General features: G+C 74.7%; 26 protein-coding genes. 14 read left to right on the forward strand and 12 right to left on the reverse strand.

Annotated elements, in window-relative coordinates; translation table 11 throughout:
- Nucleotides 1-5: 5 nt before the first annotated feature.
- The gene (locus JHAT_RS27120) at nucleotides 6-737 is read right to left on the reverse strand and encodes a TioE family transcriptional regulator (protein WP_077800900.1); all 732 of its coding nucleotides are present in this window, start codon (nucleotides 735-737) and stop codon (nucleotides 6-8) included.
- Between the two features lie 58 nt (nucleotides 738-795).
- Between JHAT_RS27120 and JHAT_RS27125 the strand changes: the two genes are divergently transcribed.
- A complete protein-coding gene (locus tag JHAT_RS27125) occupies nucleotides 796-1,998 on the forward strand; it encodes an erythromycin esterase family protein (RefSeq protein WP_077800901.1) in 1,203 nt (400 codons plus the stop codon).
- A 187-nt stretch (nucleotides 1,999-2,185) separates the two neighbouring features.
- Nucleotides 2,186-2,914 (forward strand): TetR/AcrR family transcriptional regulator, encoded by a 729-nt coding sequence (locus tag JHAT_RS27130; protein ID WP_077800902.1) that lies wholly within the window; start codon nucleotides 2,186-2,188, stop codon nucleotides 2,912-2,914.
- Here JHAT_RS27130 and JHAT_RS27135 read toward each other — a convergent pair.
- The gene (locus tag JHAT_RS27135) at nucleotides 2,902-4,404 is read right to left on the reverse strand and encodes an LVIVD repeat-containing protein (RefSeq protein WP_077800903.1); all 1,503 of its coding nucleotides are present in this window, start codon (nucleotides 4,402-4,404) and stop codon (nucleotides 2,902-2,904) included. The genes JHAT_RS27130 and JHAT_RS27135 overlap by 13 nt on opposite strands.
- A gap of 207 nt (nucleotides 4,405-4,611) precedes the next feature.
- Here JHAT_RS27135 and JHAT_RS27140 point away from each other — a divergent pair, with 207 nt between their 5' ends.
- Entirely contained in the window at nucleotides 4,612-5,268 is a 657-nt protein-coding gene (locus JHAT_RS27140; RefSeq protein WP_077800904.1) for a DUF305 domain-containing protein, read from the forward strand.
- 22 nt (nucleotides 5,269-5,290) lie between these two features.
- Here JHAT_RS27140 and JHAT_RS27145 read toward each other — a convergent pair whose 3' ends face one another.
- The gene (locus tag JHAT_RS27145) at nucleotides 5,291-5,746 is read right to left on the reverse strand and encodes a DUF6214 family protein (RefSeq protein ID WP_077800905.1); all 456 of its coding nucleotides are present in this window, start codon (nucleotides 5,744-5,746) and stop codon (nucleotides 5,291-5,293) included.
- A 157-nt stretch (nucleotides 5,747-5,903) separates the two neighbouring features.
- Nucleotides 5,904-6,263, reverse strand: a complete 360-nt coding sequence (locus tag JHAT_RS27150; protein WP_077800906.1) for a helix-turn-helix transcriptional regulator — start codon at nucleotides 6,261-6,263, stop codon at nucleotides 5,904-5,906.
- Nucleotides 6,264-6,414: 151 nt separating this feature from the next.
- On the opposite strand from JHAT_RS27150, the gene JHAT_RS27155 reads away from it, so the two are divergent.
- Nucleotides 6,415-7,491 (forward strand): NADH:flavin oxidoreductase/NADH oxidase, encoded by a 1,077-nt coding sequence (locus JHAT_RS27155; protein WP_077800907.1) that lies wholly within the window; start codon nucleotides 6,415-6,417, stop codon nucleotides 7,489-7,491.
- 46 nt (nucleotides 7,492-7,537) lie between these two features.
- Here JHAT_RS27155 and JHAT_RS27160 read toward each other — a convergent pair whose 3' ends face one another.
- A complete protein-coding gene (locus JHAT_RS27160) occupies nucleotides 7,538-8,296 on the reverse strand; it encodes a PaaX family transcriptional regulator C-terminal domain-containing protein (protein WP_077800908.1) in 759 nt (252 codons plus the stop codon).
- A 74-nt stretch (nucleotides 8,297-8,370) separates the two neighbouring features.
- Here JHAT_RS27160 and JHAT_RS27165 point away from each other — a divergent pair, with 74 nt between their 5' ends.
- Both JHAT_RS27165 and JHAT_RS27170 read left to right on the forward strand, forming a co-directional pair.
- Entirely contained in the window at nucleotides 8,371-10,059 is a 1,689-nt protein-coding gene (locus JHAT_RS27165; protein WP_077800909.1) for an acyl-CoA dehydrogenase family protein, read from the forward strand.
- A gap of 81 nt (nucleotides 10,060-10,140) precedes the next feature.
- A complete protein-coding gene (locus tag JHAT_RS27170; protein ID WP_077800910.1) occupies nucleotides 10,141-11,295 on the forward strand; it encodes a glycosyl hydrolase in 1,155 nt (384 codons plus the stop codon).
- A gap of 301 nt (nucleotides 11,296-11,596) precedes the next feature.
- Here JHAT_RS27170 and JHAT_RS27175 read toward each other — a convergent pair whose 3' ends face one another.
- Nucleotides 11,597-12,274, reverse strand: a complete 678-nt coding sequence (locus JHAT_RS27175) for a uracil-DNA glycosylase (RefSeq protein ID WP_077800911.1) — start codon at nucleotides 12,272-12,274, stop codon at nucleotides 11,597-11,599.
- 171 nt (nucleotides 12,275-12,445) lie between these two features.
- On the opposite strand from JHAT_RS27175, the gene JHAT_RS27180 reads away from it, so the two are divergent.
- Both JHAT_RS27180 and JHAT_RS27185 read left to right on the forward strand, forming a co-directional pair.
- Complete coding sequence (locus JHAT_RS27180) at nucleotides 12,446-13,450, forward strand: N-acetylglucosamine kinase (protein ID WP_077800912.1); 1,005 nt, start codon at nucleotides 12,446-12,448, stop codon at nucleotides 13,448-13,450.
- 137 nt (nucleotides 13,451-13,587) lie between these two features.
- Nucleotides 13,588-14,511 (forward strand): sirohydrochlorin chelatase, encoded by a 924-nt coding sequence (locus JHAT_RS27185; RefSeq protein ID WP_077800913.1) that lies wholly within the window; start codon nucleotides 13,588-13,590, stop codon nucleotides 14,509-14,511.
- A gap of 96 nt (nucleotides 14,512-14,607) precedes the next feature.
- Here the strand turns inward: JHAT_RS27185 and JHAT_RS27190 are convergent, their stop codons facing one another.
- Both JHAT_RS27190 and JHAT_RS27195 read right to left on the reverse strand, forming a co-directional pair.
- The gene (locus JHAT_RS27190) at nucleotides 14,608-15,642 is read right to left on the reverse strand and encodes a lactonase family protein (protein WP_077800914.1); all 1,035 of its coding nucleotides are present in this window, start codon (nucleotides 15,640-15,642) and stop codon (nucleotides 14,608-14,610) included.
- Nucleotides 15,643-15,769: 127 nt separating this feature from the next.
- The gene (locus JHAT_RS27195; protein ID WP_077800915.1) at nucleotides 15,770-17,260 is read right to left on the reverse strand and encodes an FUSC family protein; all 1,491 of its coding nucleotides are present in this window, start codon (nucleotides 17,258-17,260) and stop codon (nucleotides 15,770-15,772) included.
- A gap of 207 nt (nucleotides 17,261-17,467) precedes the next feature.
- Here JHAT_RS27195 and JHAT_RS27200 point away from each other — a divergent pair, with 207 nt between their 5' ends.
- On the forward strand, nucleotides 17,468-17,944 hold the full coding sequence (locus JHAT_RS27200; RefSeq protein WP_077800939.1) for an Lrp/AsnC family transcriptional regulator: 477 nt from the start codon (nucleotides 17,468-17,470) through the stop codon (nucleotides 17,942-17,944).
- 253 nt (nucleotides 17,945-18,197) lie between these two features.
- The gene (locus tag JHAT_RS27205; protein WP_077800916.1) at nucleotides 18,198-18,938 is read left to right on the forward strand and encodes a DUF4142 domain-containing protein; all 741 of its coding nucleotides are present in this window, start codon (nucleotides 18,198-18,200) and stop codon (nucleotides 18,936-18,938) included.
- 32 nt (nucleotides 18,939-18,970) lie between these two features.
- On the opposite strand, the gene JHAT_RS27210 is transcribed toward JHAT_RS27205, so the two are convergent.
- The gene (locus tag JHAT_RS27210; protein ID WP_077800917.1) at nucleotides 18,971-19,747 is read right to left on the reverse strand and encodes a LysR family substrate-binding domain-containing protein; all 777 of its coding nucleotides are present in this window, start codon (nucleotides 19,745-19,747) and stop codon (nucleotides 18,971-18,973) included.
- A 58-nt stretch (nucleotides 19,748-19,805) separates the two neighbouring features.
- On the opposite strand from JHAT_RS27210, the gene JHAT_RS27215 reads away from it, so the two are divergent.
- On the forward strand, nucleotides 19,806-20,204 hold the full coding sequence (locus JHAT_RS27215) for a DUF5997 family protein (protein ID WP_077800918.1): 399 nt from the start codon (nucleotides 19,806-19,808) through the stop codon (nucleotides 20,202-20,204).
- A gap of 36 nt (nucleotides 20,205-20,240) precedes the next feature.
- On the opposite strand, the gene JHAT_RS27220 is transcribed toward JHAT_RS27215, so the two are convergent.
- The 3 genes from JHAT_RS27220 to JHAT_RS27230 form a co-directional block, all read right to left on the reverse strand.
- On the reverse strand, nucleotides 20,241-20,732 hold the full coding sequence (locus JHAT_RS27220; RefSeq protein WP_077800919.1) for a DUF1360 domain-containing protein: 492 nt from the start codon (nucleotides 20,730-20,732) through the stop codon (nucleotides 20,241-20,243).
- Between the two features lie 126 nt (nucleotides 20,733-20,858).
- Nucleotides 20,859-21,245 carry a DUF2267 domain-containing protein gene (locus JHAT_RS27225; protein WP_077800920.1) on the reverse strand — a complete coding sequence of 129 codons (387 nt, stop codon included), beginning with the start codon at nucleotides 21,243-21,245 and terminating at the stop codon, nucleotides 20,859-20,861.
- Between the two features lie 92 nt (nucleotides 21,246-21,337).
- The gene (locus tag JHAT_RS27230) at nucleotides 21,338-22,408 is read right to left on the reverse strand and encodes a galactosyldiacylglycerol synthase (protein WP_107482030.1); all 1,071 of its coding nucleotides are present in this window, start codon (nucleotides 22,406-22,408) and stop codon (nucleotides 21,338-21,340) included.
- A 256-nt stretch (nucleotides 22,409-22,664) separates the two neighbouring features.
- Here JHAT_RS27230 and JHAT_RS27235 point away from each other — a divergent pair, with 256 nt between their 5' ends.
- From JHAT_RS27235 to JHAT_RS27245, 3 genes are all read left to right on the forward strand, one after another.
- Nucleotides 22,665-23,516: an SDR family oxidoreductase gene (locus JHAT_RS27235; RefSeq protein WP_171991074.1), complete on the forward strand. Its 852-nt coding sequence runs from the start codon at nucleotides 22,665-22,667 to the stop codon at nucleotides 23,514-23,516.
- A 16-nt stretch (nucleotides 23,517-23,532) separates the two neighbouring features.
- Nucleotides 23,533-24,465, forward strand: a complete 933-nt coding sequence (locus JHAT_RS27240; protein WP_077800923.1) for a DMT family transporter — start codon at nucleotides 23,533-23,535, stop codon at nucleotides 24,463-24,465.
- Between the two features lie 272 nt (nucleotides 24,466-24,737).
- Nucleotides 24,738-25,574 (forward strand): polysaccharide deacetylase family protein, encoded by an 837-nt coding sequence (locus JHAT_RS27245; protein ID WP_077800924.1) that lies wholly within the window; start codon nucleotides 24,738-24,740, stop codon nucleotides 25,572-25,574.
- Nucleotides 25,575-25,592: the final 18 nt, after the last annotated feature.

Genomic DNA, 25,592 nt, shown 5'->3' on the forward strand with positions numbered 1-25,592 from the left:
GGGCCTCAGCCGCGCTCGCGCAGATACGCGTCCAGTGCGGCGGCTCCGGCCAGCAGCGCCCTCCCGCGGGCGGACAGCCGGCCGTGCCAGTCGCCGAGGGCGCCCTCCAGCGGCTCCAGGCCGCCGGCCGCCCGTACCTGGGTGATCAGCGGGGCGATCTGCTCCAGCAGGTAGCCGCCCCGCCTGAGCTGGTGGGCCAGCCGGGCGTCCCGGACGTCGGCCTCGTCGTAGACGCGGTAGCCGGTGTGCGGGTCGCGGCGCGGGCGTACCAGCCCGGCGCGCTCCCACTTGCGCAGCGTCGCGGGCCGGATCCCGAGCTTCCGTGCCAGTGGCCCGATGAACGTGCCGTCGGGCCCGGACACCGTCGCCGGCTCGGGCACGGTGGCGGACTCCAGGTCGCGCAGGGCGCTCTCCACGGCCTGCAGGGTCCGCCGGTCGTCGAGGAGCTGGGCGTGGCTCTCGTCGACGAGGCGGAACGCCTCGTCGACCGCGCCCCGGTTCACGGCCCGCATGATCGACGTCGCCGTCCGGTGGCCGTGGCCGGGCACCAGGGCCAGGAACGCGCGCAGGGCCGCCGCGTGCAGCGGGGTGTAGGTGCGGTAGCCGTGGGGCGTGCGGGCGGCGGCCGGGAGGATGCCCGCCTCCTCGTAGTTCCTGACCGCCTGGGTGGACAGACCGTGCCCACGCGCGAGATCGACCGGCCTGAGCCGCTCACCGTTTTGAAGGTTTCGCCCCATGGGATCGAAGATATCGCGCGAAAGTTTCCACCGAGGGTTCAACGATACGGTGGAATCCATGGCTACTGACATCAAGGACGGCGTCCACGCCGTCGAGGCGGCCGCTCTCATGGGGCTGCTCCCGGCCAGGCCGCGGCTGCTCGCGCTGGGCGAGCCCACCCACGGCGAGGACTCCCTGCTCCGCCTGCGCAACGAACTGGTCCGGCAGCTCGTCGAGGAGGAGGGCTACCGGACGATCGCGATCGAGAGCGACTGCATGGCGGCCCTGGCCGTGGACGACCACGTCACGTCGGGCACCGGCTCCCTGGACGAGGTCGTGGAGCACGGGATCAGCCACGGATGGGGCGCGTCCGCGGCCAACCGCGAGCTCGTGCGCTGGATGCGCGCCCACAACGAGGGCCGGCACCCGTCCGAGCGGGTCCGCTTCGCCGGTTTCGACGGTCCGCTGGAGATCACCGGTGCGGCGAGCCCGCGGCGGGCCCTCACCGCGCTCCACGACTTCCTCGCGGCCCGGGTGGACGCGGACCTGCTCCCCTGCACCCCGGAGACGCTCGACCGCCTGCTCGGTGCCGACGAGCGGTGGACCGATCCCGCCGCGATGACGGACCCGGCCGAGTCCGTGGGCCGGTCGGCCGAGGCCAGCCGGCTGCGGCTGCTGGCCGACGACCTGGCGGCGCTGCTCGACGCGCAGGTACCGCGGCCGAGCACGGCTGCCGCACGGGACGACTGGGACCGGGCGCGCCTGTACGCGCGCACGGCGACCGGTCTGCTGCGCTACCACCACGAGATGGCCGACACCTCCCCGGCCCGCATGACCCGCCTGCTGGCCGCGCGGGCCCTGATGATGACCCACAACCTCCTCGCCCTCGCCGAACGGGGCCCGGTACTCGTCCACGCCCACAACTCCCACCTCCAGCGGGGGAAGAGCACGATGCGGATGTGGCAGGGGCCGGTGGAGTGGTGGAGCGCCGGGGCGCTGGTGAGCGCCCGGCTCGGTGAGGAGTACGCCTTCGTGGCCACGGCCCTCGGCACGATCCGGCACCGGGGGGTGGACGCGCCGCCGCCGGACACCGTCGAAGGACTCCTGTACGCCCTCCCGCAGGACCGCTGCGTCGTGGACGCCTCGCGGCTGGCCGGCGCCCTCGGCGACACCCCGCCCGCGCCCCGCGCGTCCCCCTGGCTCGGTTACGCCCCGCTCGATCCGGCCCACCTGGCGGGCAGCGACGGCATCGTGTTCGTCAAGGACGTCCCGAGGAGCTGACGCCGCGGTGGCATGACGGCCGCGGGAACCGGAAGGCCGTAGCCCGAAGCAACCATCGGTACGTCCGCCCGTCCTGGGCGATCCCCCGTGTCGCCCAGGACAGACGGTAGCCGGACGGACCCCGCCGGGGCCGGTCCGTCTGCGCCGAGTATAGTTGGCTGTCCGCCAGTCAACGCAGGAGTACAGCATGTCCCCGCGCAGCGCCTCGGTCAATGAAGAGTTGCGGAGGCGTTCGAAGGAGCGGCTCCTGCAGGCCGCGGTGGAGCTGGTCGGAGAGCTCGGGTACGACGCGACCACGCTCGGCGCCATCGCCGACCGGGCGGGTTCGGCACGCGGTCTGGTCTCGTACTACTTCCCCGGCAAGCGCCAGCTGGTGCAGTCCGCGGTGCACCGGCTGATGCACCGCACGCTCGAGGAGGCCCTGGAACGCGAGCCGCGCACCGCCGAGGGTCCGGAGCGGATGGCGCGGGCCATCGACGCGATCCTGGGGCTCGCCCGGGACCGGCCGGTGCTCATGCGCCAGCACATGGCGGGCCTGCTCCAGGCCGAAGTGGGTTTCGTGCCCTGCCCCGAGCAGCGGCGGCTGGCCGAGCTGCTGCGGGACACCGTGGCCCGGCACGGCTCCCGGGACGTCGACCACGACTATCCGATGCTGCGCGCGCTGCTGATGGGCGCCGTCTTCGCCGCCCTGGTGCCCGGGGTGCCGATGCCCGTGCCGGTGCTGCGCGCCGAGCTGTTCAAGCGCTACCGGCTGGACTGGGACCTGGGCGTCCCGCCGGACGCCGAGGCGCCCGGCGGGAGCTGCGACACGGATCTGTCGCGGTTCTTCGCGACCGGCGCGGCACCCGGGTTCCCGTCGCCGGCCGGTCCGGCGGTGCGGACCGGCCGGGCCGAGCGGTCGGATCAGTCGAAGTAGTCCGGCTGCGTCTGCACGTTGAGCTCACGCAGGTGGACCCGCTTGGCCGGGTCGGTGCGCCGGTCGCCGAGCTTCAGGACGTCGAAGCCCTTGGCGATGTCGTTCGAGTAGATGTAGCCGTTGTAGTAGTACGCCGACCAGGAACCGCCCGTGACGAGCGAGTCGGTGCTCAGCGGACCGCGCTCGAAGTAGGCGATCTCCTTCGGGCGCGAGGAGTCGGTGAAGTCCCACACGGAGACGCCGCCCTGGTACCAGGCCTGGACCATGATGTCCTTGCCCTTGACCGGGATCAGCGAGCCGTTGTGGGCCACGCAGTTCTCGGTGTCCGCCTGGTGGCGGGGGATCTTGAAGTAGCTGCGGAAGACCAGCTTGCGGTGGTCGCCCCTGCCGACGATGTCGTAGATGCCGTCGGCGCCGCGGTTCGGGCCGATCTCCGCGTTGCAGGTGGGCGCGCCGCCCCCGCCCAGCTCGTCGGTGAAGACGACCTTGTTCGCCTTCTGGTTGAAGGTCGCCGAGTGCCAGAAGGCGAAGTTGACGTTGTCCTGGACCCGGTCGATGACCTTCGGGTGCTCGGGGTCCTCGATGGAGAACAGGATGCCGTCGCCCATGCAGGCGCCCGCGGCCAGGTCCTTCGAGGGCAGGACCGTCAGGTCGTGGCAGCCCGTGGTCTTGGAGACGCCCGGGTTGGTGGGTCCGCCCGGGTTGCCGCCGCCGTCGGGGCCCTCGCCCGGGAACAGCACCGGGAAGTTCACGACCGCCGCCCGCTCGGGTGCGTCGCGCGGCACCTTGATGACCGAGATGCCGTCGTGCGGCGGCCGGCAGTCGGGGTAGGCCGCGTTCGGCGAGTACGAGGAGACGTACACGTAGACGTTCCTGCGCTCGGGCACCAGCGTGTGGGTGTGCGAGCCGCAGGCGGTCTCGACGGCGGCGACGTACTTCGGATTGCGCTTGTCGCTGATGTCGAAGACCTTCATGCCCTCCCAGGAGGACTTCTCCGTCGCGGGCTGGGTGGTGCTGTTGCAACTGCTGTCGCTGCGCGAGGAGTCGGTCGACAGGAACAGCAGGTCGCCGGAGACCGAGACGTCGTTCTGCGAGCCGGGGCAGAGGACCTGGGCGACGGTCCTCGGCTTCTTCGGGTTGCTGATGTCGAAGATGCGGAAGCCGTCGTAGTTGCCGGCGAAGGCGTACTTGCCCTGGAAGGCCAGGTCGGAGTTGAAGCCGGGCAGCGCGTCCTTCGGGATGTTGGTCAGGTGCTGGATGTTGTTCGAGTGGACGATCTCGTCCTGGCCGGGTATCTCGCCGCTCGTGATGGCGTCGCGCGCCTCGGCGCGCGCGCTCGAGGACACCTCCTTCGACGTGGCCGGGCCGTCTCCCGGGTCGGGGGTCGCCGCGGCCGGGGCGGCCGTGAGCAGCGCGGCCACGAGTCCGGCGGCTGCCGCCGCGACTCCCAGGCGTCTGCGCCGTGTTCGCGGGTCGCTCAACAGGATCACTGTTTCCTCCCTACGTCCGTTCCCATCGGAACGGTTCACGCACCCCCGCAGTATCGTCTTCGCCATGCACATACCAACAGGGGGTGACGAACACGTAATGAAGTTTCCTGATCGGTGACGCGCGGAAGCGTGCTAGGACGGTCATCGCGCCCACGAAGCGTTCCGTGCCCTTCCCCCGGAGGGACCCCCCGGCCACAGGAGGTTGTCGTGCCCATCCGTCCCGCACCGACCCGCGCATCGCTCCTCACGGCGTCGCTGACCGCACTGGCCGTGCTCGGGCTCGGGGCCTGCGACTCCGCTCCGGACACCGGGTCGGCGGCGGCGGCCGGGCCTTCGGTGATCGTTCCGGGCGGGCCCGGCGAGGCCAACCGGACGCTCTCGGCCGAGGAGGCCGAGCGGCAGCGCACCGACGACGACTCCCCCAACTCGGCGGACGTCGCCTACGCGCGGATGATGATCCGGCACCACGCCCAGGCGCTGGAGATGACCGCACTCGCGCCGGAGCACGCCGGGTCCGGGCAGGTGAGGAAGCTCGCCGAACGGATCTCCGCCGCGCAGGGACCGGAGATCACGGCGATGAAGGGCTGGCTGACGTCCCACGGGCAGCAGGAGACGGGGGGCGGGCACGACCACGCCGCGATGCCGGGGATGGCGACCGAGGCACAGCTCGGGAAGCTGCGCGCGGCGGACGGCAAGGCCTTCGACCGGCTCTTCCTCACCCTGATGATCACCCATCACGAGGGTGCGATCACCATGGCCACGGACGTGAAGGCCCAGGGCAACAACGTGCAGATCGAGGAGATGGCCGACGACGTGGTCGCCCAGCAGACGAGCGAGATCGCGCGGATGCGCGGGATGCTCTGACGCCTCTTCGGCGGGCGGGTGTTCAGCGCCGTGCGCGGCGAGGGGGCAGCAGGCCGTCGTCGCGCGCCCGGCCGATCAGCCTGAGCGACCTGCTCCGGCTGTGCCCGGTCGCGCGCATCACCGCGAGGACCGGGTCGGCCCCCTCCTCCCGGGCCGCCCGGTACTCCCGTGCGGCGAGCCGGCGTTCCTCACCGCCGCCCGGCCCCGCGGGGCGGGTCCGTCGCGGTGCGGCCGGGGGCCGGGCGGCGAAGGGCCGCACACAGGCCTCGAAGAGCGGGTCCTCCAGCCACTCGGCGAGCACGGACAGGTCGTCGAGGGAGAGGGCCGGCTCGGCCCGGACGTCCTCGATGCGGACCCCGTCGCCGCAGAGCACGGCGAGCGCGTCGATGCGGGCGCCGTCGGCGAAGGTCCAGCGGACGTCGAACCACGACGTGGTCGCGTCCCCCTCCCGCACCGCCCATGTGTGCCGCACGGACACCTCACCGTCGTCCGGACAGCGATCGGAAAGCTGAAGAGAACGATCAACAAAGGATGCTTCGAGCACCTCCGCAACGTAACCGCACGATCACATCCCGAACGAACGACACACGCGCCCGCCCCCTCGGGCGGCACCCCGTCAGCGCATCCGCGTGCGGTCAACCGGTGCCGAGGCGGGCGGCCTGGCGGTCGGCCGCGGCCAGGAGGGCGTCGAGGAGCCCCGGGAAGAGGGAGTCCAGGTCGTCCCTGCGCAGCCCGTTCATCTTGGCCGTGCCCCGGTAGGTCTGCCGGATCACCCCGTTCTCGCGCAGCACGCGGAAGTGGTGGGTGGTGGTCGACTTGGTGACGGGCAGGTCGAAGTACGAGCAGGAGAAGAGTTCGTCGCTGCCGGCGGCGAGATCCCGCACGATCCGCAGCCGCATCGGATCGGACAGGGCGTGCAGCACGCCCTCCAGCCGGATCTCCGCGCGCGCCGGATGCGGCAGATCACGGCTGCTGACGGCGGTGGCGGGGGTCACGGCGGCTCCAGTTCGTCCGGGAGGTCCCACCGCTCGGGGGCGATGCGGGAGGAATTCTCATTGTACGAAGGCTACCGTAGTTTGACATCTACCGTACTACGAGAGTTACCGTACGAGACGTCCCCCCACCGCGACAGATGGAGCAGCCCCCATGAGCGCCCTCTTCCAGCCCCTGAAGCTGCGCGACGTCACCATTCCCCACCGGGTGTGGATGCCTCCGATGTGCCAGTACTCGGCCGCGCCGGAGGGCCCGTCGACGGGCGTTCCCGGCGACTGGCACTTCGCGCACTACGGCGCACGCGCGACGGGCGGAACCGCCCTGATCGTCGTCGAGGCCACGGCCGTCTCGCCGGAGGGCCGCATCTCCCCGCAGGACCTCGGCCTGTGGAACGACGCCCAGACCGAGGCGTTCCGCCGGATCACGGACTTCCTCCGCACGCACGGCGCGGTCCCCGCCGTCCAGCTCGCCCACGCCGGCCGCAAGGCCTCGACCGACCGGCCCTGGAAGGGCGGTGCGCCGGTGGGGCCGGACGCGCACGGCTGGCAGCCGCTGGCGCCCAGCGCGCTGGCCTTCGACGAGCGGCACCCGGTGCCGACCGAGCTGACGGTCGCGCAGATCCAGGAGATCACGGGCCAGTTCGCGGACGCCGCCCGCCGGGCCCTCGCGGCCGGGTTCGAGATCGTCGAGATCCACGGCGCCCACGGCTACCTGATCCACGAGTTCCTCTCGCCCCACTCCAACCACCGCACCGACGGCTACGGCGGCTCCTACGAGAACCGCACCCGCTTCGCCCTCGAGGTCGTCGACGCCGTACGCGCGGTGTGGCCCGAGGACAAGCCGCTGTTCTTCCGCGTCTCCGCGACCGACTGGCTGGACGAGGGCGGCTGGACGGCGGACGACACCGTCCGCTTCGCCCGCGACCTGCAGGCCCACGGCATCGACCTCCTCGACGTGTCGACCGGCGGCAACGCCCGGGTGAGCATCCCCACCGGGCCCGGCTACCAGGTTCCGTTCGCCGCGCGCGTGAAGGCGGAGACGTCGCTTCCGGTCGCCGCCGTCGGCCTGATCACCGACGTCGAGCAGGCGGAGAAGATCGTGGCCAACGGCGAGGCCGACGCGGTGCTGCTCGGTCGCGAGCTGCTGCGCGACCCGTCGTGGGCGCAGCGGGCGGCGCGGGAACTGGGCGGCGAGGTGCGGGTGCCGGACCAGTACGGTTGGGCCGTGTGACGACGCCCCCGTGCGGGTTCCCGCCGGCCGTCCGCGCCGACGGGACTCAGGCGCCGTCCGGCCGGATCCGTTCCGTCTGTTCGCGCTGGTAGGCCGTGTAGGCGTCGCGAAGGGCCGCGCCCGGCCAGCGGGGCGGCAGGAGTTCCGGCGGCAGGACCGGGTCGGCGAGCAGATGCCGCACGACGGCCGCGAAGGCGGCGAGCCGGCCGGCCGGCCGCAGTGACCCCTCGACGTGGGCGAGCAGGGCCCGGGCCGTCGCGGCCCAGGCGTCCAGCGGCCACAGCTCCGCGGCCAGCTCGCGGGCCGGCCGCGCGGGGCGGGCGGTGCACCGCTCGGCCACCGCGTCGAGGTCGCCGGGCAGCGGGCGACTCAGGTTGGCGGGACGCAGCCACACCCCCTCGCGCAGTTCGGCCAGGCGCAGCGCGGCGAGCCGGGTGCGCAGTTCCGCGCGTTCGGCGGGGCCGCGTCCGGTCGCGGTGATCACGACCATCTCCCAGTCGCCGTCCCACGCGCGCGTGTGCGGACGCACCGCCTCGTCCTGGCGCCGCTGGCGTTCGAGGAGCCGCTCGCTCAGCCGGTAGCCGGTGCCGGTGCGCCGCAGGTCCCCCGCGCTCACCATCCGGCTGAGCGCCGCCCGCGCGGTGGACCCGCCGACGTCGAAGCGCTGCACGAGCCGCATCAGGTCCCTGACCGGCAGTTCGGGGGGGTGCGTACCGAGCAGCAGGCTCAGCACGACCGACCGCGCCGACAGCGGGCGCAGCACCGGCTCGCCCAAGGGCGCGGGGGCGGCGGGCGGCGGGGACACGCACGTACTGTACGTGCCGTACCCGGGGTGTTGCACTATTGCTGCGGCCGTAGAGACGGTGCAACACTCGGGTCATGACGACACGCGCGCAGGAGCCGTACCAGTCCGGGGGAACCGCGGGTGGCCCGCAGGGGTACGCCACGCACGACGTCACCAACCAGCCCCCTCCCTTGGCGCCGTACGACGCCTGCGAGGACGCGGCCCTGCTGGAGGGGGTGCGGCGGGAGGGCGCGGGGTGGGCCGAGCAGGAGCTGCGGCGGCTCGGCCTGCGGGCGGGCAGCGTCCAGGCGCAGGAGTGGGGCGAGCTGGCCAACCGCCACGAGCCCGTGCTGCGCACCCACGACCGGTACGGCAACCGGATCGACGAGGTCGAGTACCACCCGAGCTGGCACCACCTGATGCGGGTGGCGGTCGGCGAGGGCCTCGCCGCCTCGGCCTGGGCGGACGACCGGCCGGGCGCCCACGTCGCGCGGACGGCGGGCGGACTGGTCTGGGGGCACACCGAGGCGGGGCACGGCTGCCCGACGTCGATGACGTACGCGGCGGTCCCCACGCTGCGCCGGCAGCCGGAGCTGGCCAAGGTCTACGAACCGCTGCTGACCAGCCGGGAGTACGAGCCGGGGCTGCGCACGCCCACGGAGAAGCGCGGCCTGCTGGCCGGCATGGGGATGACCGAGAAGCAGGGCGGCTCGGACGTGCGGACCAACACCACGACGGCCACCCCCACCGCCGAGCCCGGCGTCCACACGCTGCGCGGGCACAAGTGGTTCACGTCGGCGCCGATGTGCGACGTGTTCCTGGTGCTGGCCCAGGCGCCCGGCGGGCTCTCCTGTTTCCTGGTGCCGCGCGTGCTGCCCGACGGCACCCGCAACACCTTCCGCGTCCAGCGGCTGAAGGACAAGCTCGGCAACCGGTCCAACGCCTCCTCGGAACCGGAGTTCGACGGGACGGTCGCCTGGCTGGTGGGGCCCGAGGGGCAGGGCGTCAAGACGATCATCGAGATGGTCAACTGCACCCGGCTGGACTGCGTGATGTCGTCGGCGACGCTGATGCGCAAGACGCTCGTCGAGGCCGGTCACCACGTCCGGCACCGCAGCGCGTTCGGCGCCCGGCTGATCGACCAGCCGCTGATGCGCAACGTCCTGGCCGACCTGGCACTGGAGTCGGAGGCCGCGACGACGCTCACCCTGCGGCTGGCCGGCGCCGCCGACCGGGCGGTGCGCGGGGACGCCGGGGAGGCGGCGTTCCGGCGGATCGCCACCGCCGTCGGCAAGTACTGGGTGACCAAGCGGGGTCCGGCGTTCACCGCGGAGGCCCTGGAGTGCCTGGGCGGCAACGGCTACGTGGAGGAGTCTGGCATGCCCCGCCACTACCGCGAGGCGCCGCTGCTGTCGATCTGGGAGGGCTCGGGGAACGTCAACGCCCTCGACGTCCTGCGGGCGCTCGGCCGGTCGCCGGAGACCGCGCACGCCCTGTTCGGGGAGCTGTCCCTCGCGCGCGGGGCGGACGCCCGGCTGGACGCGGCCGTGGCCCGGCTGGAGACGGGGCTGACCACGGCGTCCGAGACCGGGGCCCGCCGCCTGGTGGAGCTGATGGCCCTCACCCTCCAGGCGTCCCTCCTCGTCCGGCACGCCCCGCCCGCCGTCGCCGACGCCTTCTGCGCGAGCCGGCTGGGCGGCGACTGGGGGCACGCCTTCGGCACGCTGCCGGACGGGGCCGATCTCGACGGCATCCTGGGAAGGGCGTTGCCGGGCGAGGACTGAGCACCGTGCGCCCGGGCACCTCCCCGGACCCGACACCACCGCTCCGGCCTGCGGCGACGCCCTTTCCAGGGGTGACTGTCAGTGGCCGGGTGCAGACTGGCCGGTGTCCGAGACGAAGGCGTCGACGGCGACGCCGCGGAGGTGATCGGCATGACCGAGGTACTGCTCGCCGTGGGCACCCGCAAGGGCCTGTTCATCGGGCGCCGACGGGGTGGCACCTGGGAGTTCGACGAAAGCCCCTACTTCAACGCGCAGGCCGTCTACTCGGTCGCCGTCGACACCCGCGGCGACACCCCGCGGCTGCTGGCCGGCGGCGACAGCGCGCACTGGGGCCCGTCGGTGTTCCACTCCGACGACCTGGGCCGGACCTGGACGGAACCGGCGCGGCCGGCCGTCAGGTTCCCCAAGGACACGGGTGCCTCGCTGGAGCGCGTGTGGCAGCTGCACCCGTCCGCCGCGGAGCCGGACGTCGTGTACGCGGGCACGGAACCGGCCGCGCTGTACCGGTCGGAGGACCGCGGGGAGAGCTTCGAGCTGGTCCGCCCCCTGTGGGAGCACCCCACACGGTCGCGGTGGGTGCCGGGCGGCGGCGGTGAGGGGCTGCACACCGTCCTCACCGACCGGCGCGACCCGGACTCGGTGACGGTCGCCGTCTCGACCGCGGGCGTCTTCCGCACCACCGACGGCGGCGCGAGCTGGACACCGTCCAACTCGGGCGTCTCCGCGGTGTTCCTGCCGGACCCGGACCCGGAGTTCGGCCAGTGCGTGCACAAGGTCGCGCGGGACGCGGCCACCCCGGACCGGCTCTATCTGCAGAACCACTGGGGCGTGTACCGCAGCGACGACGCGGGCGCCCACTGGACGGACATCGGCGAGGGGCTGCCGTCCACGTTCGGTTTCGCGGTGGCCGCCCACCCGCACCGCGGCGACACGGCGTACGTGTTCCCGATCAACGCCGACGCGGACCGCGTCCCGGCCGGTCGCCGATGCCGGGTGTTCCGCACGGCCGACGCGGGCCGGAGCTGGGAGCCGTTGACGGCGGGGCTGCCGCAGGAGGACCACTACGGCACGGTGCTGCGCGACGCGATGAGCACCGACGACGCCGAGCAGGCCGGCGTGTACTTCGGCAACCGCAACGGCGAGGTGTTCGCGTCGGCGGACGACGGCGACAGCTGGCGGCAGTTGGCCTCCCACCTGCCGGACGTCCTGTGCGTCCGGGCCGCGGTCGTCGGGTGACACCGCGGCGCCCGACACCGGCGCCGGCCCCGCCGGGGCCGGCGGTCGCCGGGTCGGGCAGGTCCTCGCCACGCCGGTCGGCTTCACGCGTCCGCCGACGACCGTGATCGGCGGCGGACCGGCCGGGCCCGGCCGTCCCCCGTCGGCCGGGATCCGCGGCGTCGTGCACGAACGCTCGCTTCCGCCGGCCATCGGCACCCTGCCGATCGTCCTGTCCGACCGGGCCCGCGCCGGGGCCGTGGGCGCGCCCCGCCGGAGAGCGCACTCGCGTACGGCGCGGAGGCGGCCCGACCGCGGACCGCTACGGCAGGCGCCAGTCCACCGGCTCGGCTCCCTGCTGCACCAGGAGCTCGTTGGCCCGGCTGAACGGGCGGGAACCGAAGAAGCCGCGGTCCGCGGACATCGGCGAGGGATGCGCCGACTCGATCGCCGGAGAACCGCCGAGCAGGGGGCGCAGGTTGCGCGCGTCGCGTCCCCACAGGATGGACACCAACGGCTTGCCACGCGCGACGAGGGCACGGATGGCCTGTTCCGTGACCTCCTCCCAGCCCTTGCCGCGGTGGGCTCCCGGCTTGCGCGGGGCCGTGGTCAGCGCCCGGTTCAGCAGCAGCACGCCCTGGCGGGTCCACGGGGTCAGGTCACCGTTGGAGGGCCGGGGCAGGCCCAGGTCCGTGTGCATCTCCCGGTAGATGTTCTCCAGGCTGCCCGGCAGGGACCGCACCTCCGGCGAGACCGCGAAGCTCAGGCCGATCGCCATTCCCGGTGTCGGGTACGGGTCCTGACCGACGATCAGGACCCGGACGTCGTCGAAGGGTTGCTGGAACGCCCGCAGGACGTTCGCCCCCGACGGGAGGTACGTCCGGCCCGCCGCCACCTCGGCGCGCAGGAAGTCGCCCATGCCCGCGATACGTCCGGCGACCGGGTCCAGGGCCTTCGCCCAGCCGGCTTCGACAAGTTCATGCAACGGTCGTGGTGCCACGCTGCCTCACTCTACTGGCCGACACCGACAGCCCGGACCGGCGGACCGGCGGACCGGCGGACCTGCCCTGCGGGGTCCACCGCGCCACCGGGCGCTACTCTTCCTCCTCTGTCAGCGTCGGCCGGCGGTCGCGGAGTCCGCCCGGCCGGTCATCGGGGAGGGAGGAACGCGGTGCGTCCTGCACCCGGCACGGCGGCCGGTTCCGGTTTCCTGGCCGTGGACTCCGGTGGTTCCGGGCTCCGCGTCGTCGTCGGCACCGTCGGCGAGGGCGGACGCGGGCCGCTGGGGCGGCGTGCGTCACGGGAGCCCGTGCGCACCGGGGTGCGCGGCATCGAGCCCGGGCACCTGCTGGAGCAGCTGGTGCCCATGGCCCGGGAGCTGGCCGAAGGGGCCGGCGTGGACCGGATCGGCACCGTGGTGGTCGGGGCCGCCGGGCTCGCGACCCTGGGCGACGCCCTGCGCGCCGAACTGCCCGGCGCCCTGGGTCGGGAGCTGGGGGTGCGCACGGTCGCGCTCGTCGCCGACGCCGTCACCGCCTACGTGGGCGCCCTCGGCCCCCGCGCCGGAGCCGTGGTGGCCGCCGGCACGGGCCTGATCGCGACCGGCACCGACCTGGCCCGCTGGCGCCGGGCGGACGGCTGGGGGCACCTGCTCGGCGACTGCGGCGGCGGCGCCTGGATCGGGCGGGCCGGCCTGGAGGCGGCGTTGCGCGCCCACGACGGGCGGGAGGGCGGTTCCGCGCTGCTGCTGGCCCGCGCCGAGGAGCGGTTCGGACCGGTCGGGGGGCTGCCCGGCAAGCTGTACCCGCGCACCGACCGTCCCGCCGTGCTCGCCTCCTTCGCGCCCGAGGTGGCGGCCTGCGCGGACGGCGACCCCGTCGCCCGGGGCATCCTGCGGGCCGCCGCCCGGCACATGGCCGACTCGGCCGCCGCGGTCTGCCCGCCCCGCGGCGAGCCCCTGATCACCGTCACCGGCGGCCTGCTGAAGATGGGCGACCCCCTGGCCGTACCGCTCGGGGAGGAGCTGGAGAAGCGACTGCCGCATGCGCGTCGGGTGGCGGCCGAGGGCGATCCGCTGCACGGGTCCGTACGCATCGCGACCGATCTGGCGACGGGCTCCCTCACCCTTCCGGGTGATGGACGGATGCTGTTCGTGACGACGGTTCCGGGCGGCTGACAACAGCCCCCCGGAGCGGGGAATCGTACCGATGTCGTCCGATCCGTACATCACTCATCAGACAAAACCGGACGGATACCGCTCACCTGCACCCTCCCCGAACAGGGAGGCCCGGGAAACCAGTAACATGCGGCGCCATGAGCTCCCCCACTGGGCCCGCGTCCGGCCTGCCAGTACGAATGCCGCGCCCCCGACAGCCCGGGCGGCACCGCCGACCCGAGCCTCTGGTGGCTCCCGAGGGCGCGCCCGCGCTCGTCCTCGCGGTGCCGGGCACACCCAGTGGCGCCACCCGGGGCCTCGCCGACGAGATCGTGAGCATCGCCCGCTCCGAGCTGCCCGGCATCGACGCCCGCATCGGCTACCTCGACGGCGACGACGAGGAGTTCCTGTCGCTGTCGACGACGCTGGTGCGGGCCGCCGAGGAACGCACGGCCCGCTACGAGCAGGCGCGCGCCGCCGGCCTCGAGGTGAAGGAGCCCGAGGGCCCCGTCGCCGTCGTCGTGCCGCTGCTCGCCGGTCCGGACGGCGCGCTGCTGCGCCGGATCCGGCAGGCCGTCATGGACAGCCGGATCGCGGCCGAGCTGACCGACGTGCTCGGCCCGCACCCGCTGCTGGCCGAGGCGCTGCACGTGCGGCTCTCCGAGGCCGGGCTGGCCCGCGCCGACCGGGCCCGCCTGTTCACCGTGGCGACCGCCGCGGACGGCATCATCCTCGCCTCCGTCGGTGGTGACGAGGCCGTGCAGGCGGCCGGGATCACCGGCATGCTGCTGGCCGCGCGCCTCGCCGTGCCGGTGATGGCGGCGGCGCTGGACCAGGAGGGCTCGATCGCGTCCGTGGCCGAGCAGCTGCGTTCCTCCGGCTCGCACCAGCTGGCGCTCGCGCCGTACCTGATCGGCCCGGAGATCGACGCGGCCCTGCTGGAGGAGGCGGCGAAGGAGGCGGACTGCTCCAGCGCCGAGCCGCTCGGCCCGTACCCGGCGATCGGCAAGCTGACGCTGGCGAAGTACACGACGGCGCTGGGCATCTCGCCGCAGCAGCCGCAGGGCACGCCGGTCCGCTGAGGCGGACGGCACCCGCACGACCACGGCCCGTACGGCCGGAAGGGCCCGCCCCGGTACCGGGGCGGGCCCTTCGTCGTGCCCTGCGGCGGCGCGGTGTCAGCCGAGGACCACGCAGGACGCCGCCGCGACCGCGAGGGAGCCGGCGCGGCTGGGCACCCCCGTCGCCGGGTCGAGGGCGAACCAGGTGACGTCTCCGGAGCGCTCGTTGGCCGCGTAGAGGAAACCGTCCGACACGGTGATCGCCCGTGGCCAGTGGCCGCCGCACGGGACGGTGGCGGTCAGCCGGAGCGCGTCGGGTTCGACGGCGAACACCGACAGCACGTCCTCCCCCCGGGTCGCGGTCCACACGAAGCGGCCGTCGGGCGAGGCGACGATGCCCGACGGGTAGGCGTCGCCGGCCGGGGCGCCGGGGAGCACCGGAACCTCGGTGAGCGGCCGCAGCGTGCCGTCGGCGGCGTCCCAGCGGCAGACGGTGACGGTCGGGGCGAGTTCGTTGACCACGTAGGCGTGGGTGCCGTCCGGGTGGAAGGCCAGGTGCCGGGGTCCCGAGCCGGGGCGCAGCGCGATCTCCCGGTGGACGGCGAGGGCGCCGTCCTTCAGTGTGCAGACGCGCACCGAGTCGGTGCCCAGGTCCACGCTGACGGCCCATCGTCCGTCGGGGTCGGGCTGCACCTGGTGGGCGTGGGGTCCCTGCTGGCGCTGGGCGTGCGGGCCGGAGCCGGTGTGCCGGAGCACGCCGGACGCGGACCGGGCGAGGGTGCCGTCGGAGCGGACCGGCACGGCGGTGACGCTTCCGGAACCGTAGTTGGCGGTCAGGACGTGTCCGGCGAACAGGCTGAGGTGGGTCGGTCCGTCGCCCCCGACGGGCACCGGCCGCCCGGCCGGCTCGGGCTTGTCCCCGTCGACGCGGTACGCGGCCACGGCCCCCTCGGTGGTCTCGCTGACCGCGTAGAGCGTGCCGCCGTCGGGGCCGAGGGCCAGGTAGGAGGGGTCGGGAACGCTGTTCACGCTGCTCAGGACCGTCAGCGCGCCCTCGCCGGGGGTGACGGCCGCCGTCACGATCCCCGGCCCCCCGGCCGCCGTGAACGACCCGATGAACGCCCGCCGTCGCCGTCTGCCGCCGTCCGCCACCGCTGACCCCTCTCGTCCCGTGCCTCGTCGGGCACCGTGTCGGGCGCCGACCGATCGTCGCCCCGGAGCGACGGTAGCAGTCGATCACGCGCGGTCTAGACCAAATGGGTGGCGGGGTCGCGTCGGGTCAGGCGCCGACCAGCGGGGAGCCGGACGGGCCGCGCAGGGGGGCGGCGAGTTCGGCCAGGGCGCGCTCCAGGCCGTGGAGGTGGGCCAGGGCCGGTTCGGCCGCGAGCGGCCGTTCCTGGTGGGCGGGAACGGTCCCGCCGCCGGTGAGCGCCTCGACCGCGGCCTCGACCCGCCAGCAGGCGGCGGCCAGGCGGGCGTCGTGCGAGGCCTCCGGGTCGGCGGCGACAGCGACCAGACCGCGGATCTCCCGGGCACAGTCGTCGAGCAGGGCGAGTACGCGCCGGGCGCGGCGCTTGCGCCCGTGCATGGGGTTGAGCGGGTGCACGAGCGGGGCGACCGAGAGCCGCACCCGGCCGAGCAGCTGCTCCAGTTCGGCCACGCGGGGCGCCGGGTCGGCGCCCTCGGTGCCGGCGAGACGGGCGGCGGCCTCGGCGGTGCAGGCGTGGACGCAGCGCAGGGCCCGCTGGATCCAGGCGTCGGTGACGGCGTGGGTGGTGACGGGCAGGACGAAGAGGACCGCGAGCACGGCACCGAGCGCGCCGACGCCGGTCTCGGCGATCCGCAGGGCGAGCAGCCCGGGGCCGAGGACACCCAGGAGGCCGTAGAGCAGCTCGGCGAGCAGCGTCACGCAGAGCATCATCCAGGTGTAGGACACCGCGGCGGTGTAGAAGATGCCGAAGACGCAGACGGCGGCGAGTACGGCCGTGGGCACCGCGGACCCGGCGACGGGGACGGCGACGAGGAAGCCGAGACCGATGCCGACGACCGTGCCGAGCACCCGCCGGAAGCCGCGGACCAGGGTCTCGCCGCGCGAGGTGGTGTTGACGAAGACCCACCAGGTGGCGCCGACGGCCCAGTACCAGCGGTCGCCGGACACCAGCTGGCCCACGACCAGCGCGAAGCCCGCGCCGACGGTGGCCTGGACGGCCTGGCGGGTGGTGATGCGGGCGAGTCCGGTGCCGGCGGGCGGGGCAGGCACGACGGCCGGGGGCAGGCGGCGCTCGTAGCACCACAGGCCGAAGCGGACCGTCGCGGCGGTCGCCACGGACAGCAGTACGGCGGCGTGCATCTCCGGCAGCCGGTCCGTGGTCGCGTGCAGGAACTGGGCGATGAAGAAGGTCATGAACGCGAACACGCCGAGGCTGTGACCGCGCGGGCCCCAGCGCCGGGCGTACACGCCCGCGCCGACCACGGCGAGGAAGGCGAGGTCGCGGGCCACGGGGTGGCCGTGCAGTCCGGCCGCGGCGGTCAGCACGGGCAGCCCCACCACCGGCAGCAGCGCGGTGGTGACCGCCTGGCCGCGCACGGTGGCGTCGGTGACGGTGAACAGGGCGAGCAGCGCGGCGAGCCCGCCGACGACGGCGCCCACGAGGGAGACGCCCGCCAGACCGCAGACGACGACGGCCGCCCCGATACCGACGACGGCCCGCGCGGCGAAGCGCAGCCGCGCCCGCCCCGGGTCCGGGCTCACGAACACCCTCTTCAGCACTGATTACCGCCCCCTCGCACACTGACCCGGCCGTCACCGGAACGAAAAAGGCGCCGCGGGATCCGCAGCGCCATCGACCCCTCCATATGAGCATCCTTTCCACCAGTGGCTCAACTGCCGCTTTGTGAATTGGTCCATTGGTACAGTGAGCGTGGCTTTTCCGCGGCCACCGGAGGGCCATTGGCCGACGAGAGGAACCGGGACACCATGGCCGTCGACGAACTCGACACCCGCATCCTGCGGCTGCTGCTGGAGCAGCCGCGCACCAGCGTGCGCGAGTACGCACGTCTCCTCGGGGTCGCCCGCGGGACGCTCCAGGCCCGGCTGGACCGGCTGGAGCGCGACGGCGTGATCACCGGCACCGCGCCGTCCCTCTCCCCCGCGGCGCTGGGCCACCCCGTGCTCGCGTTCGTGCACATCGAGGTCACCCAGGGCCACCTGGACGACGTGGGCGAGGCACTGGCCGCCGTGCCGGAGATCGTGGAGGCGTTCTCCATCACGGGCGGCGGCGACCTGCTGACCCGGGTGGTGGCCCGGGACAACGCGCACCTGGAGGACGTGGTCCAGAAGCTGATCAGCCTGCCCGGCGTGGTCCGCACCCGCAGCGAGGTCGCCCTGCGCGAGCGCGTCCCGCACCGGCTGCTGCCGCTGGTGGAGTCGATCGGGCGCACGGCGCGCACATGAGCCTCGGCATCGTGGACGCCCGGCCCGGTGCCGGACCGCTCCGGCGCGACGGGGCGAACGCGCGACAGGGGCGAACGCGTGCCGGGGGGGCCGCGTGCCGGGGGCCGCGGAAGGCGTCGTACGTGAGGTGACGGCGGCCGACGAGACGGAGAACACATCCGTCGTGCGCGGGTTCTGCCCGCGGCGCTGATCAGAGCGCGGTCCGCATCCGTATCTCCTGGTGTCCGAGCCTGTCCTCGCACCAGGAGGCACGATGCGCATCACGCGCACCACGGCAGGGACGGCCTTCGTGGCCGGTTCCCTGGTCCTCACCCTCACCGCGCTCGCCTACCCGGCCGTGCTCGGCGTCCAGAACGCGGGCAACGACCAGGCCCGCGTCGTCACCGAGACGCGGTACGGGCCGCTCACCGAGGCCGACCGGGACTTCGTGGTGAAGGTCCGTGCCGCCGGGCTGTGGGAGCACCCGCTCGGGCTGATGGCCATGGAACGGGGGACGACACCGGAGATGCGGGAGGCCGGTGAGCACCTGGTCACGGGCCACTCCCGGCTCGACGCGACGTGCCGCCGGATCGCCCCGGAGCTGGGCATCACCCTGCCCAACCTGGCGTCACCGCAGCAGCAGCAGTTCGTGTCGACCGTGAGCGGGACCACGGGCAAGCAGTTCGACACCACCGCGGTCAACATCATGCGCATCACGCACGGCCAGATCTTCCCGGTGATCGCCAAGATCCGCGCCAACACCAAGAACTCGCTGGTGCGGCAGCTGGCCGATCAGGCCAACGACACCGTCCTCGATCACATCACCGTGCTGGAGAGGACCGGCCTGGTCAACTTCGACCAGGTCAACTTCCAGCAGTCGGCCCCGCCGGGCCTGCCGAAGGTCCAGCTCACCCCGCCGGCTCCGCAGCCGGGCGAACCGGTGCTGGCCCTCACCGAGCCGCCCGGGCCGGACGTCGGCACGACGGCTCCGACGCCCGGTCCGACGGTCCGCTGAGGCCGGCGGGCGCCGCCCGCGTCCCCGGCGGCTCACCTGCCGCGGGGCCTGCCCCGTCGGCCGCCCTTGGCGCTGCCGCCGGACCCGCGCCGCGCGCCGCCGGCCTGTTTCCCTCCGGCCGGCTTCTTCGCCGTCGCCGGTTTGCGCCGCGGCGACGCGGTACCGGTGCGCTCGTCCTTCGCCTGTGCCGGGCCGGGTCGCCGGCCCCGGGTGCTGTTGACGGTCCTGCCCCGGACGATCCCGATGAACTCCTCCACCAGGTCGGTGTGCGCGTCCTCGGGCCACGACAGCGCCACACCCGATCCGGGGGCGTCGGTGACCGGCCGGTACGTGAGGTCCTTGCGGTGGTGCAGACGGGCCAGCGACAGGGGGACGACGAGGACGCCGATGCCGGCCGCCACCAGTTCCACGGCGTCCGCGGTGGTGGCCGGGCGTTCGAACGCGGGCCGGCCGGGCGGCCGCTCCCAGCCGAGCACGTCGTCGAGGGGGTGCAGCACGATCTCGTCGGACAGGTCCTCGACGGTCACCTCGTCGGCCGCGGTCACCAGGTGGTCCTTGGGGATCACCACGACCGTGGTCTCGGTGTAGAGGGGGATCGCGCTGAGGACGGTCCGGTCGACGGGCAGCCGCACCAGTCCGGCGTCCGCGCCGCCGTCCAGCAGCACTCCGTCCGCCTCGGCGGCGGAGACCTGGGTCAGGGACAGCGGGACGTCCGGCAGCCGCTCGTTCCAGATGCGCACCCATTTGTCGGGCGTCACCCCCGGGACGTACGCGAGCCGGAACGCGGGGGGTTCTTCCGAGCCTGTCACCCGGCCAGGTTACCGGGCGTGGTCGGGAGCCGTTCACATGCTCGATACCCTTGACACCATGACGTCGCACCAGAACACCCAGACCATGAAGCCCGCGACCGCGGCGAAGAAGCTGGGTGTGTACCTCGAGGCCACACCCGCCGAGTTCCGGGAGGGCGTCGTCACGCGCGCCGAGCTGAACGCGCTGCAGGCCGACCCGCCGCAGTGGCTGCGCGAGCTGCGGCGCGACGGTCCGCACCCGCGGCCGGTGGTGGCGGCCAAGCTGGGCGTGTCCATCGCGGGGCTGCGCCGCGGCGGGGTCGAGGAACCGCTGACCACGGCGCAGATCGACGCGCTGAAGCAGGAGCGTCCCGAGTGGCTGGAGCGGGAGCAGGCCGTCCAGGCCGACGTCCGCAAGGAGGCCGCCCGCGTGAAGCAGCTCCACGCGGAGCGCGCCGCACGCGCCGAGCGCGGCTGACCGTCCGGGGGCATGGCCCCCGGCTCAGCCCTCGGCTCAGGCCTCGGCCTTCTGCTCCGTCAGGCTCCACGCGTACTGCAGCCAGTCCGACAGCGCGACGGCGCTCAGGCCCGCGCTCAGCATGCGGCCGGCCCGGGGCGCGACCGCGTAGGTGCCGACCAGCCCGCCGGCCACCCAGGCCGAGGTGCAGAACGGGCAGGAGACCAGGTCTCCGACGGCGCGGCGCAGCCCGCCGCCGCGCGAGGCGTCCATCACCTCGCTGCCCTCGCCCTCGCGCTCCCGGCGGGTGAACGGCGCCCGCACGAAGCTCGTGACCTTGTCCTTGGTCAGCAGCCGGGACGCCTTGAAGGTCGCCGTCCCCAGCAGGGCCACGTCCCAGGGCGGGACGGTGTCGGGCAGGCGGACCCCACGGCGCCACGCCACCACGGCGAACGCTCCGACAGCGGTCGCGAAGGTCGTCGCGAGCGTCGCGTATCCCGCCAGGGGGGTGTCGTCGTCGGCGCCGTAGCGCTGCTCACCGTCCGTCATGACTGCCTTCCCTTCGGGCGCCCGCCGTCGGGGCCGCCTCGTCGACCGGGGGCCGAGTGCCCTGTTCCGGCCGGTTCCAACGCCCGACGCACGCCGCCGCGTCCGACGCGCACGCGGGTGCGGCGGTCAGCCCGTCGCGGGACCGCCGAAGAGGTCCGCGCAGTCGGCGGGCAGCGCACCGCGGAGGCGGTCCGCGCGCTCGCCTGGCACCGCTTCGGCGAGCGTGGAGAGCACCGCGCCCGCGTCCCACTCCGCGGTGCGCGGCCGGGCGCCGGTCTGCTGGGCCACGCGTCGCAGGAACTCCTCGCGGCCGAAGGTCTCGGGGCCTCCCCGTTCCAGGCGCAGCGCGTCGTCCAGGGGCGCCGGCAGATGCGCGGCCAGGGCCGCGGCCTCCTCCGGTGCGATCCGGGACGCGATCACCCACAGCACGGCCGTGGTGACCTGCTCGGCCTCTTCCCCGCTGTGGTACTCCCCGCGGTCACGGACCCGGGTCAGGAACTCGTCGAGCCGCACGGCGCCGCCTCCTTCCGCCGGTTCTCGCCCGGCCCCGGGTGCCCCGGCCGGGATGGGGGAAACGGACGCGGGGCCGCCGGGCGCAGCCCGGTTCACCGGCGTGCGCGCAACGCGTCGGCGACGGCGGTCACCCGGGTCACGGCGTCGTCCCGGAACAGCGCGCGTCCGGCGGCGATCCGCTCCCGCCGGGCCGGGCCCGGGGCGGTCAGCCGTCGCAGCGCCCCGAGCAGCGCGGCGTCGTCCTCGGCCGTCTCCGAGACGCCCAGCGCGGCCATCCGGCGCACGCCGTCCGCGCCATGGCCCGGTATCGGTCGGTGCCCCACGACCGGCAGTCCGGCGGCGAGCGCCTGGACGGCGGTCTGCCCCGCGGCGTTGTCGACCAGGGCCCGGGCGGCCTGCAGCAGGCCGGGCATGTCCGTCACCCAGCCGAGGACGAGCGCACCGGGAACGCCGGACAGCTCACGGCGCAGTCTCACGTTGTCCCCGCAGAGCACGACCGGGAGGAAACCGTGCTCCGACAGCAGCCGCACGGTGGCGGCCAGACGCGAGCCGACCCCCCAGGCGCCGACGGACAGCACGACGGGGGGCCGCCCGGGGCCGTGCCGGTCGAACAGCCGGCGCCACCCGTCCGCTCCGGGCGCGTCGGCGAAGAACTCGGGGGCCACCACCGGGCCGCAGACCCCGGCGGGTGTGCCGGTGGTCCGCCGCACCTGGCGTGCCGCGTCGTCCGTGAGGCACAGACAGTGGTCGTTGCCGGGATGGAGCCACTGCCGGTGGACGACGAAGTCGATCACGAGCACGACGCTGGGCACGGGCAGCAGCCCGCGGGCGCGCAGATGGCCGGTCAGCTGGGCGCCGAGGTGGAAGACGGGGACCACCACGTCCGCGCCCGTGCGGTCGGCCAGCTCCCGCAGCCGGGCGCCGGCGAGCCGGGCCAGGGGCGTCCCGCCCGGCCGGCGCCCGCCGCCGGGGCGCAGGAACAGGCGGTACAGGACGGCGTACGCCCAGGGGAAGTGCCGCACCGACCCGCGATAGAAGAGCCGAAGGGCACGGCCGAGGCCGTACGGCAGGAGTGCGAGGACGTCGACGACCAGGGCGTCGCCCCCGCGTTCCCGGATCCGGCGGGCCAGTTCGGCGGCGACCGTGTCGTGCCCGGCGCCCATGCTCGCGCTGACCAGCAGCAGACGTCCGGCGCCCTGCGGGGTGCGCGGAGGTGCGGTCCGGCGGGACGCGGATGAGCTGGGAGGATGCACGGCGCTTCAGGTTGCCCGCCCATCGCGTTCCAAACCGGGGCACAAGCGGATGTTTCGGATCTTTCACCGGGGATACTCCATGACCGCCCGTCCGGTCGGACGCGGGGAGGCCCCGGCCGTCCGGTCGATCGCCTCCCGGCGTCCACCCCGAGCCAAGGTGGTCCCCATGGTCGATGCGTTCTCCCGCGCCCGGTCCGCCCCCGGACCGCGGATCGCCGCCCCCGACGCGGACCGGGCGAGGCCCCGGCCGCCCGTCGGCGAGCGGGGCACGCGTACGCGCACGGCGCTGGTGACGGGGGCCTCCTCCGGCATCGGTGCGGCCGTCGCCCGGCGGCTGGCCGACGAGGGCGGCTGGCGGCTGGTGCTCAGCGGGCGCGACCCGTCCCGGCTGCACGAGGTGGCTCGGGCCGCGTCGGCCACCGCCTTCGCCGCGGACCTCACCCTGCCCGGCGCCGACCGGCGGCTCACCGACTTCGCCCTGGCCGCGGCGGGTCCGGTGGACCTCCTGGTGGCCGGTGCCGGGGTGGGCTGGGCCGGGGAGTTCCGCGACATGCCGCCGCACACCATCGGCGAGGTCTTCGACATCGACGTCCTGGCCACGCTGCGGCTGGTGCGGCTGCTGCTGCCCGGCATGATCGAGGCGGGCTCGGGGCGCGTGGTGCTCATCGGGTCGCTGGCGGGCTGCGTGGGGGTGCGCGACGAGGCCGTGTACTCCGCCGCCAAGGCCGCGCTGGGCGCCTTCGCCGACGCCCTGCGGTACGAGGTGCGGGGCACCGGGGTGGGGGTGACCCACGTGGTGCCCGGTGTCGTCGACACGCCCTTCTTCGAACGCCGCGGCGCGCCCTACCGACGGTCCAGGCCGCGGCCGGTGCCGGCGGAGCGGGTCGCCGACGCGGTGTGCAGGGCGGTGGCCCGGGGCCGGGACGAGGTGTACGTGCCCGGCTGGCTGCGGTTGCCGTGCCGGGTCCGGGGCGCGGCGCCCGGGCTCTACCGGCGGATGGCCTCCCGGTTCGGATGAGCGGGAGGCCGCCGCGGTGAGTGTCCTCACCGTCGTCCTCGCCCTGTTCGCGGCGCTGTCCAACGCTGCGGCGTCGGTGCTGCAGCGCCGGGCCGCGGCCCAGGACGAGGACCGGCCCGGTGCCGTCCACACGGTGGTGCGCTCACTGCTGCGGCTGATACGCGACCCGTACTGGGTGGGCGGCGCGGCGCTGCTCGCCCTGACGACGGTGCTGCAGGCGGCCGCGCTGGCGGTGGGCAGCCTGGCCGTCGTCCAGCCGCTGATGGCCAGCGAGCTGATGTTCACCCTGGTCGTCGGCAGCATGGTCTTCCACCGACGGCCCGACCAGCGCACCTGGCTGGCGTTCGTGGCCCTGGCCGCGGGGCTGGCGCTGTTCCTGGGTGCCGCGTCCCCGTCGGCGGGGGACGCCACCGCGGCCCCGGGCCGCTGGCCCTGGGCCCTCCTGGCGCTGTTCTGCGTGGTGACGGGCTTCGCCGTCGCCGGCCGGCTGGTGCACGGAGCGCCCCGTGCCGCCCTGTTCGGGTCGGCGTCCGCGGTGGCGTTCGGCGGGACGGCCGCGTTGCTGAAGGAGGTCACCGGGCGGTTTCCCCAGGGGGCGGGCGCCGTACTGACGCAGTGGCCGCTGTACGCCACGGGAGTCGTCGGCGTGATCAGTTTCCTCCTCCTGCAGAGCGCGCTGCGGGCCGGGACCCTCGCCGCGTCGCAGCCCGCGCTCACCCTCGGGGACGCGCTGACCAGCGTCGCCATGGGCTGGGCCCTGTTCGGTGAGGAGATCGTGCTCGGGGTGCGGGTGCTGCCCGAGCTGATCGGCGTGGCGCTGATCGGCCTCGGCAGTGTCGGACTGGCCCGGGCGCCGTCGGTGCACGGCGCCTGGGACACCGCGCCGGCGGCGCGCGACGGGCCGGGTGGAGGTGGAGGGCGACAGCGGCAGGAGCGGCAGGAGTCGTGACCATCGGGTGCCCGGCGCACCGTGATCCGGACGTCCGGTGGAAGGACCCCGTCTGTCGGCAAAGGCGACTGGAGACCCTCCGGCGGGGGCACGTGGGTTTCCCGGCGGGCGAGGAGCGGGACGGACGAAAGGGCGGAGGAAGAAGCCGCGCGGGGCTCGGGGCGTCCTCGGGGCACCCGACGACGAGCGACGGATCACAGACCACGGGCGACGGACCACGGACGACGGATCACGGGTGACCGGGACTTCCGGCAGAGCAGGAGGCGGGGCCGATGAGGGAGCGGGACGGAGCCGGGCGGGCGGCGTACGCCGTGGCGTCGGCGGTCGCCGTGCCGGCCGTCGCCGCGCTGGCCCACATCGGTCCGGCCGCGACCTGGCTGCCGGAGCTGCGTCGGCGCTGGTTCCCCGCGCTGGCCGGAGTGGGCCGGCCCGATCACGTCGCCCTCACCTTCGACGACGGTCCCGACCCGGTGTCCACGCCCCGCTTCCTGGACGTGCTGGAGGGGCTCGGCGTGCGCGCGACGTTCTTCGTCCTGGGCGAGAACGTCGCCCGGCACCCCGCGACCGCCCGCGAGCTGGTGCGGCGGGGCCACGAGATCGCCGTCCACGGCTGGTCCCACGGCCGGCCCTGGCTGCCGTCGCCGGCCCGTGACGCCCGCGAGCTGGAGCGGGCGGCGGGCGCGATCGGCGACGCCACCGGCCGCGCACCGCACTGGTACCGGCCGCCCTACGGCATCCTCACCTCCGGCCGCTGGGCCGCGGCCCGGCGCGCGGGACTGCGCCCGGTCCTGTGGACGGCGTGGGGCGAGGACTGGCGGCACGACGCGACGCCGGACTCCGTGCGGGCGACCGTCGCGGCGGACCTGGGCGGCGGCGGCACGGTCCTCCTGCACGACACCGACCACGCCTCCGCCCCCGGCAGCTGGCGGGCGGCCCTCGGCGCCCTTCCCGGCCTCGTCGCCGACTGCCGTGCGCGGGGCCTGGTCGTGGGGCCGCTGGCCGAGCACGGGGTGGGCGGGGCCCGGTACCGCCGTGGCGTGCCCGTCGTGGCACCCGTGCGAACCGCCGGCGCGGCGTCGTCTCGGCCGACGGCGCCGGGACGGCCGTAGCGTCGGGGGACACCGTGC

The sequence above is a fragment of the Streptomyces sp. JHA26 genome, from assembly GCF_002005565.1.
Classification (GTDB): domain Bacteria; phylum Actinomycetota; class Actinomycetes; order Streptomycetales; family Streptomycetaceae; genus Streptomyces.

Coding starts and splice junctions, on each gene's coding strand:
- JHAT_RS27120 (WP_077800900.1), bottom strand. CDS start 737: ATGGGGCGAAACCTTCAAAACGGTGAGCGGCTCAGGCCGGTCGATCTC.
- JHAT_RS27125 (WP_077800901.1), top strand. CDS start 796: ATGGCTACTGACATCAAGGACGGCGTCCACGCCGTCGAGGCGGCCGCT.
- JHAT_RS27130 (WP_077800902.1), top strand. CDS start 2,186: ATGTCCCCGCGCAGCGCCTCGGTCAATGAAGAGTTGCGGAGGCGTTCG.
- JHAT_RS27155 (WP_077800907.1), top strand. CDS start 6,415: ATGAGCGCCCTCTTCCAGCCCCTGAAGCTGCGCGACGTCACCATTCCC.
- JHAT_RS27165 (WP_077800909.1), top strand. CDS start 8,371: ATGACGACACGCGCGCAGGAGCCGTACCAGTCCGGGGGAACCGCGGGT.
- JHAT_RS27185 (WP_077800913.1), top strand. CDS start 13,588: ATGAGCTCCCCCACTGGGCCCGCGTCCGGCCTGCCAGTACGAATGCCG.
- JHAT_RS27200 (WP_077800939.1), top strand. CDS start 17,468: ATGGCCGTCGACGAACTCGACACCCGCATCCTGCGGCTGCTGCTGGAG.
- JHAT_RS27205 (WP_077800916.1), top strand. CDS start 18,198: ATGCGCATCACGCGCACCACGGCAGGGACGGCCTTCGTGGCCGGTTCC.
- JHAT_RS27215 (WP_077800918.1), top strand. CDS start 19,806: ATGACGTCGCACCAGAACACCCAGACCATGAAGCCCGCGACCGCGGCG.
- JHAT_RS27220 (WP_077800919.1), bottom strand. CDS start 20,732: ATGACGGACGGTGAGCAGCGCTACGGCGCCGACGACGACACCCCCCTG.
- JHAT_RS27230 (WP_107482030.1), bottom strand. CDS start 22,408: ATGGGCGCCGGGCACGACACGGTCGCCGCCGAACTGGCCCGCCGGATC.
- JHAT_RS27235 (WP_171991074.1), top strand. CDS start 22,665: ATGGTCGATGCGTTCTCCCGCGCCCGGTCCGCCCCCGGACCGCGGATC.
- JHAT_RS27245 (WP_077800924.1), top strand. CDS start 24,738: ATGAGGGAGCGGGACGGAGCCGGGCGGGCGGCGTACGCCGTGGCGTCG.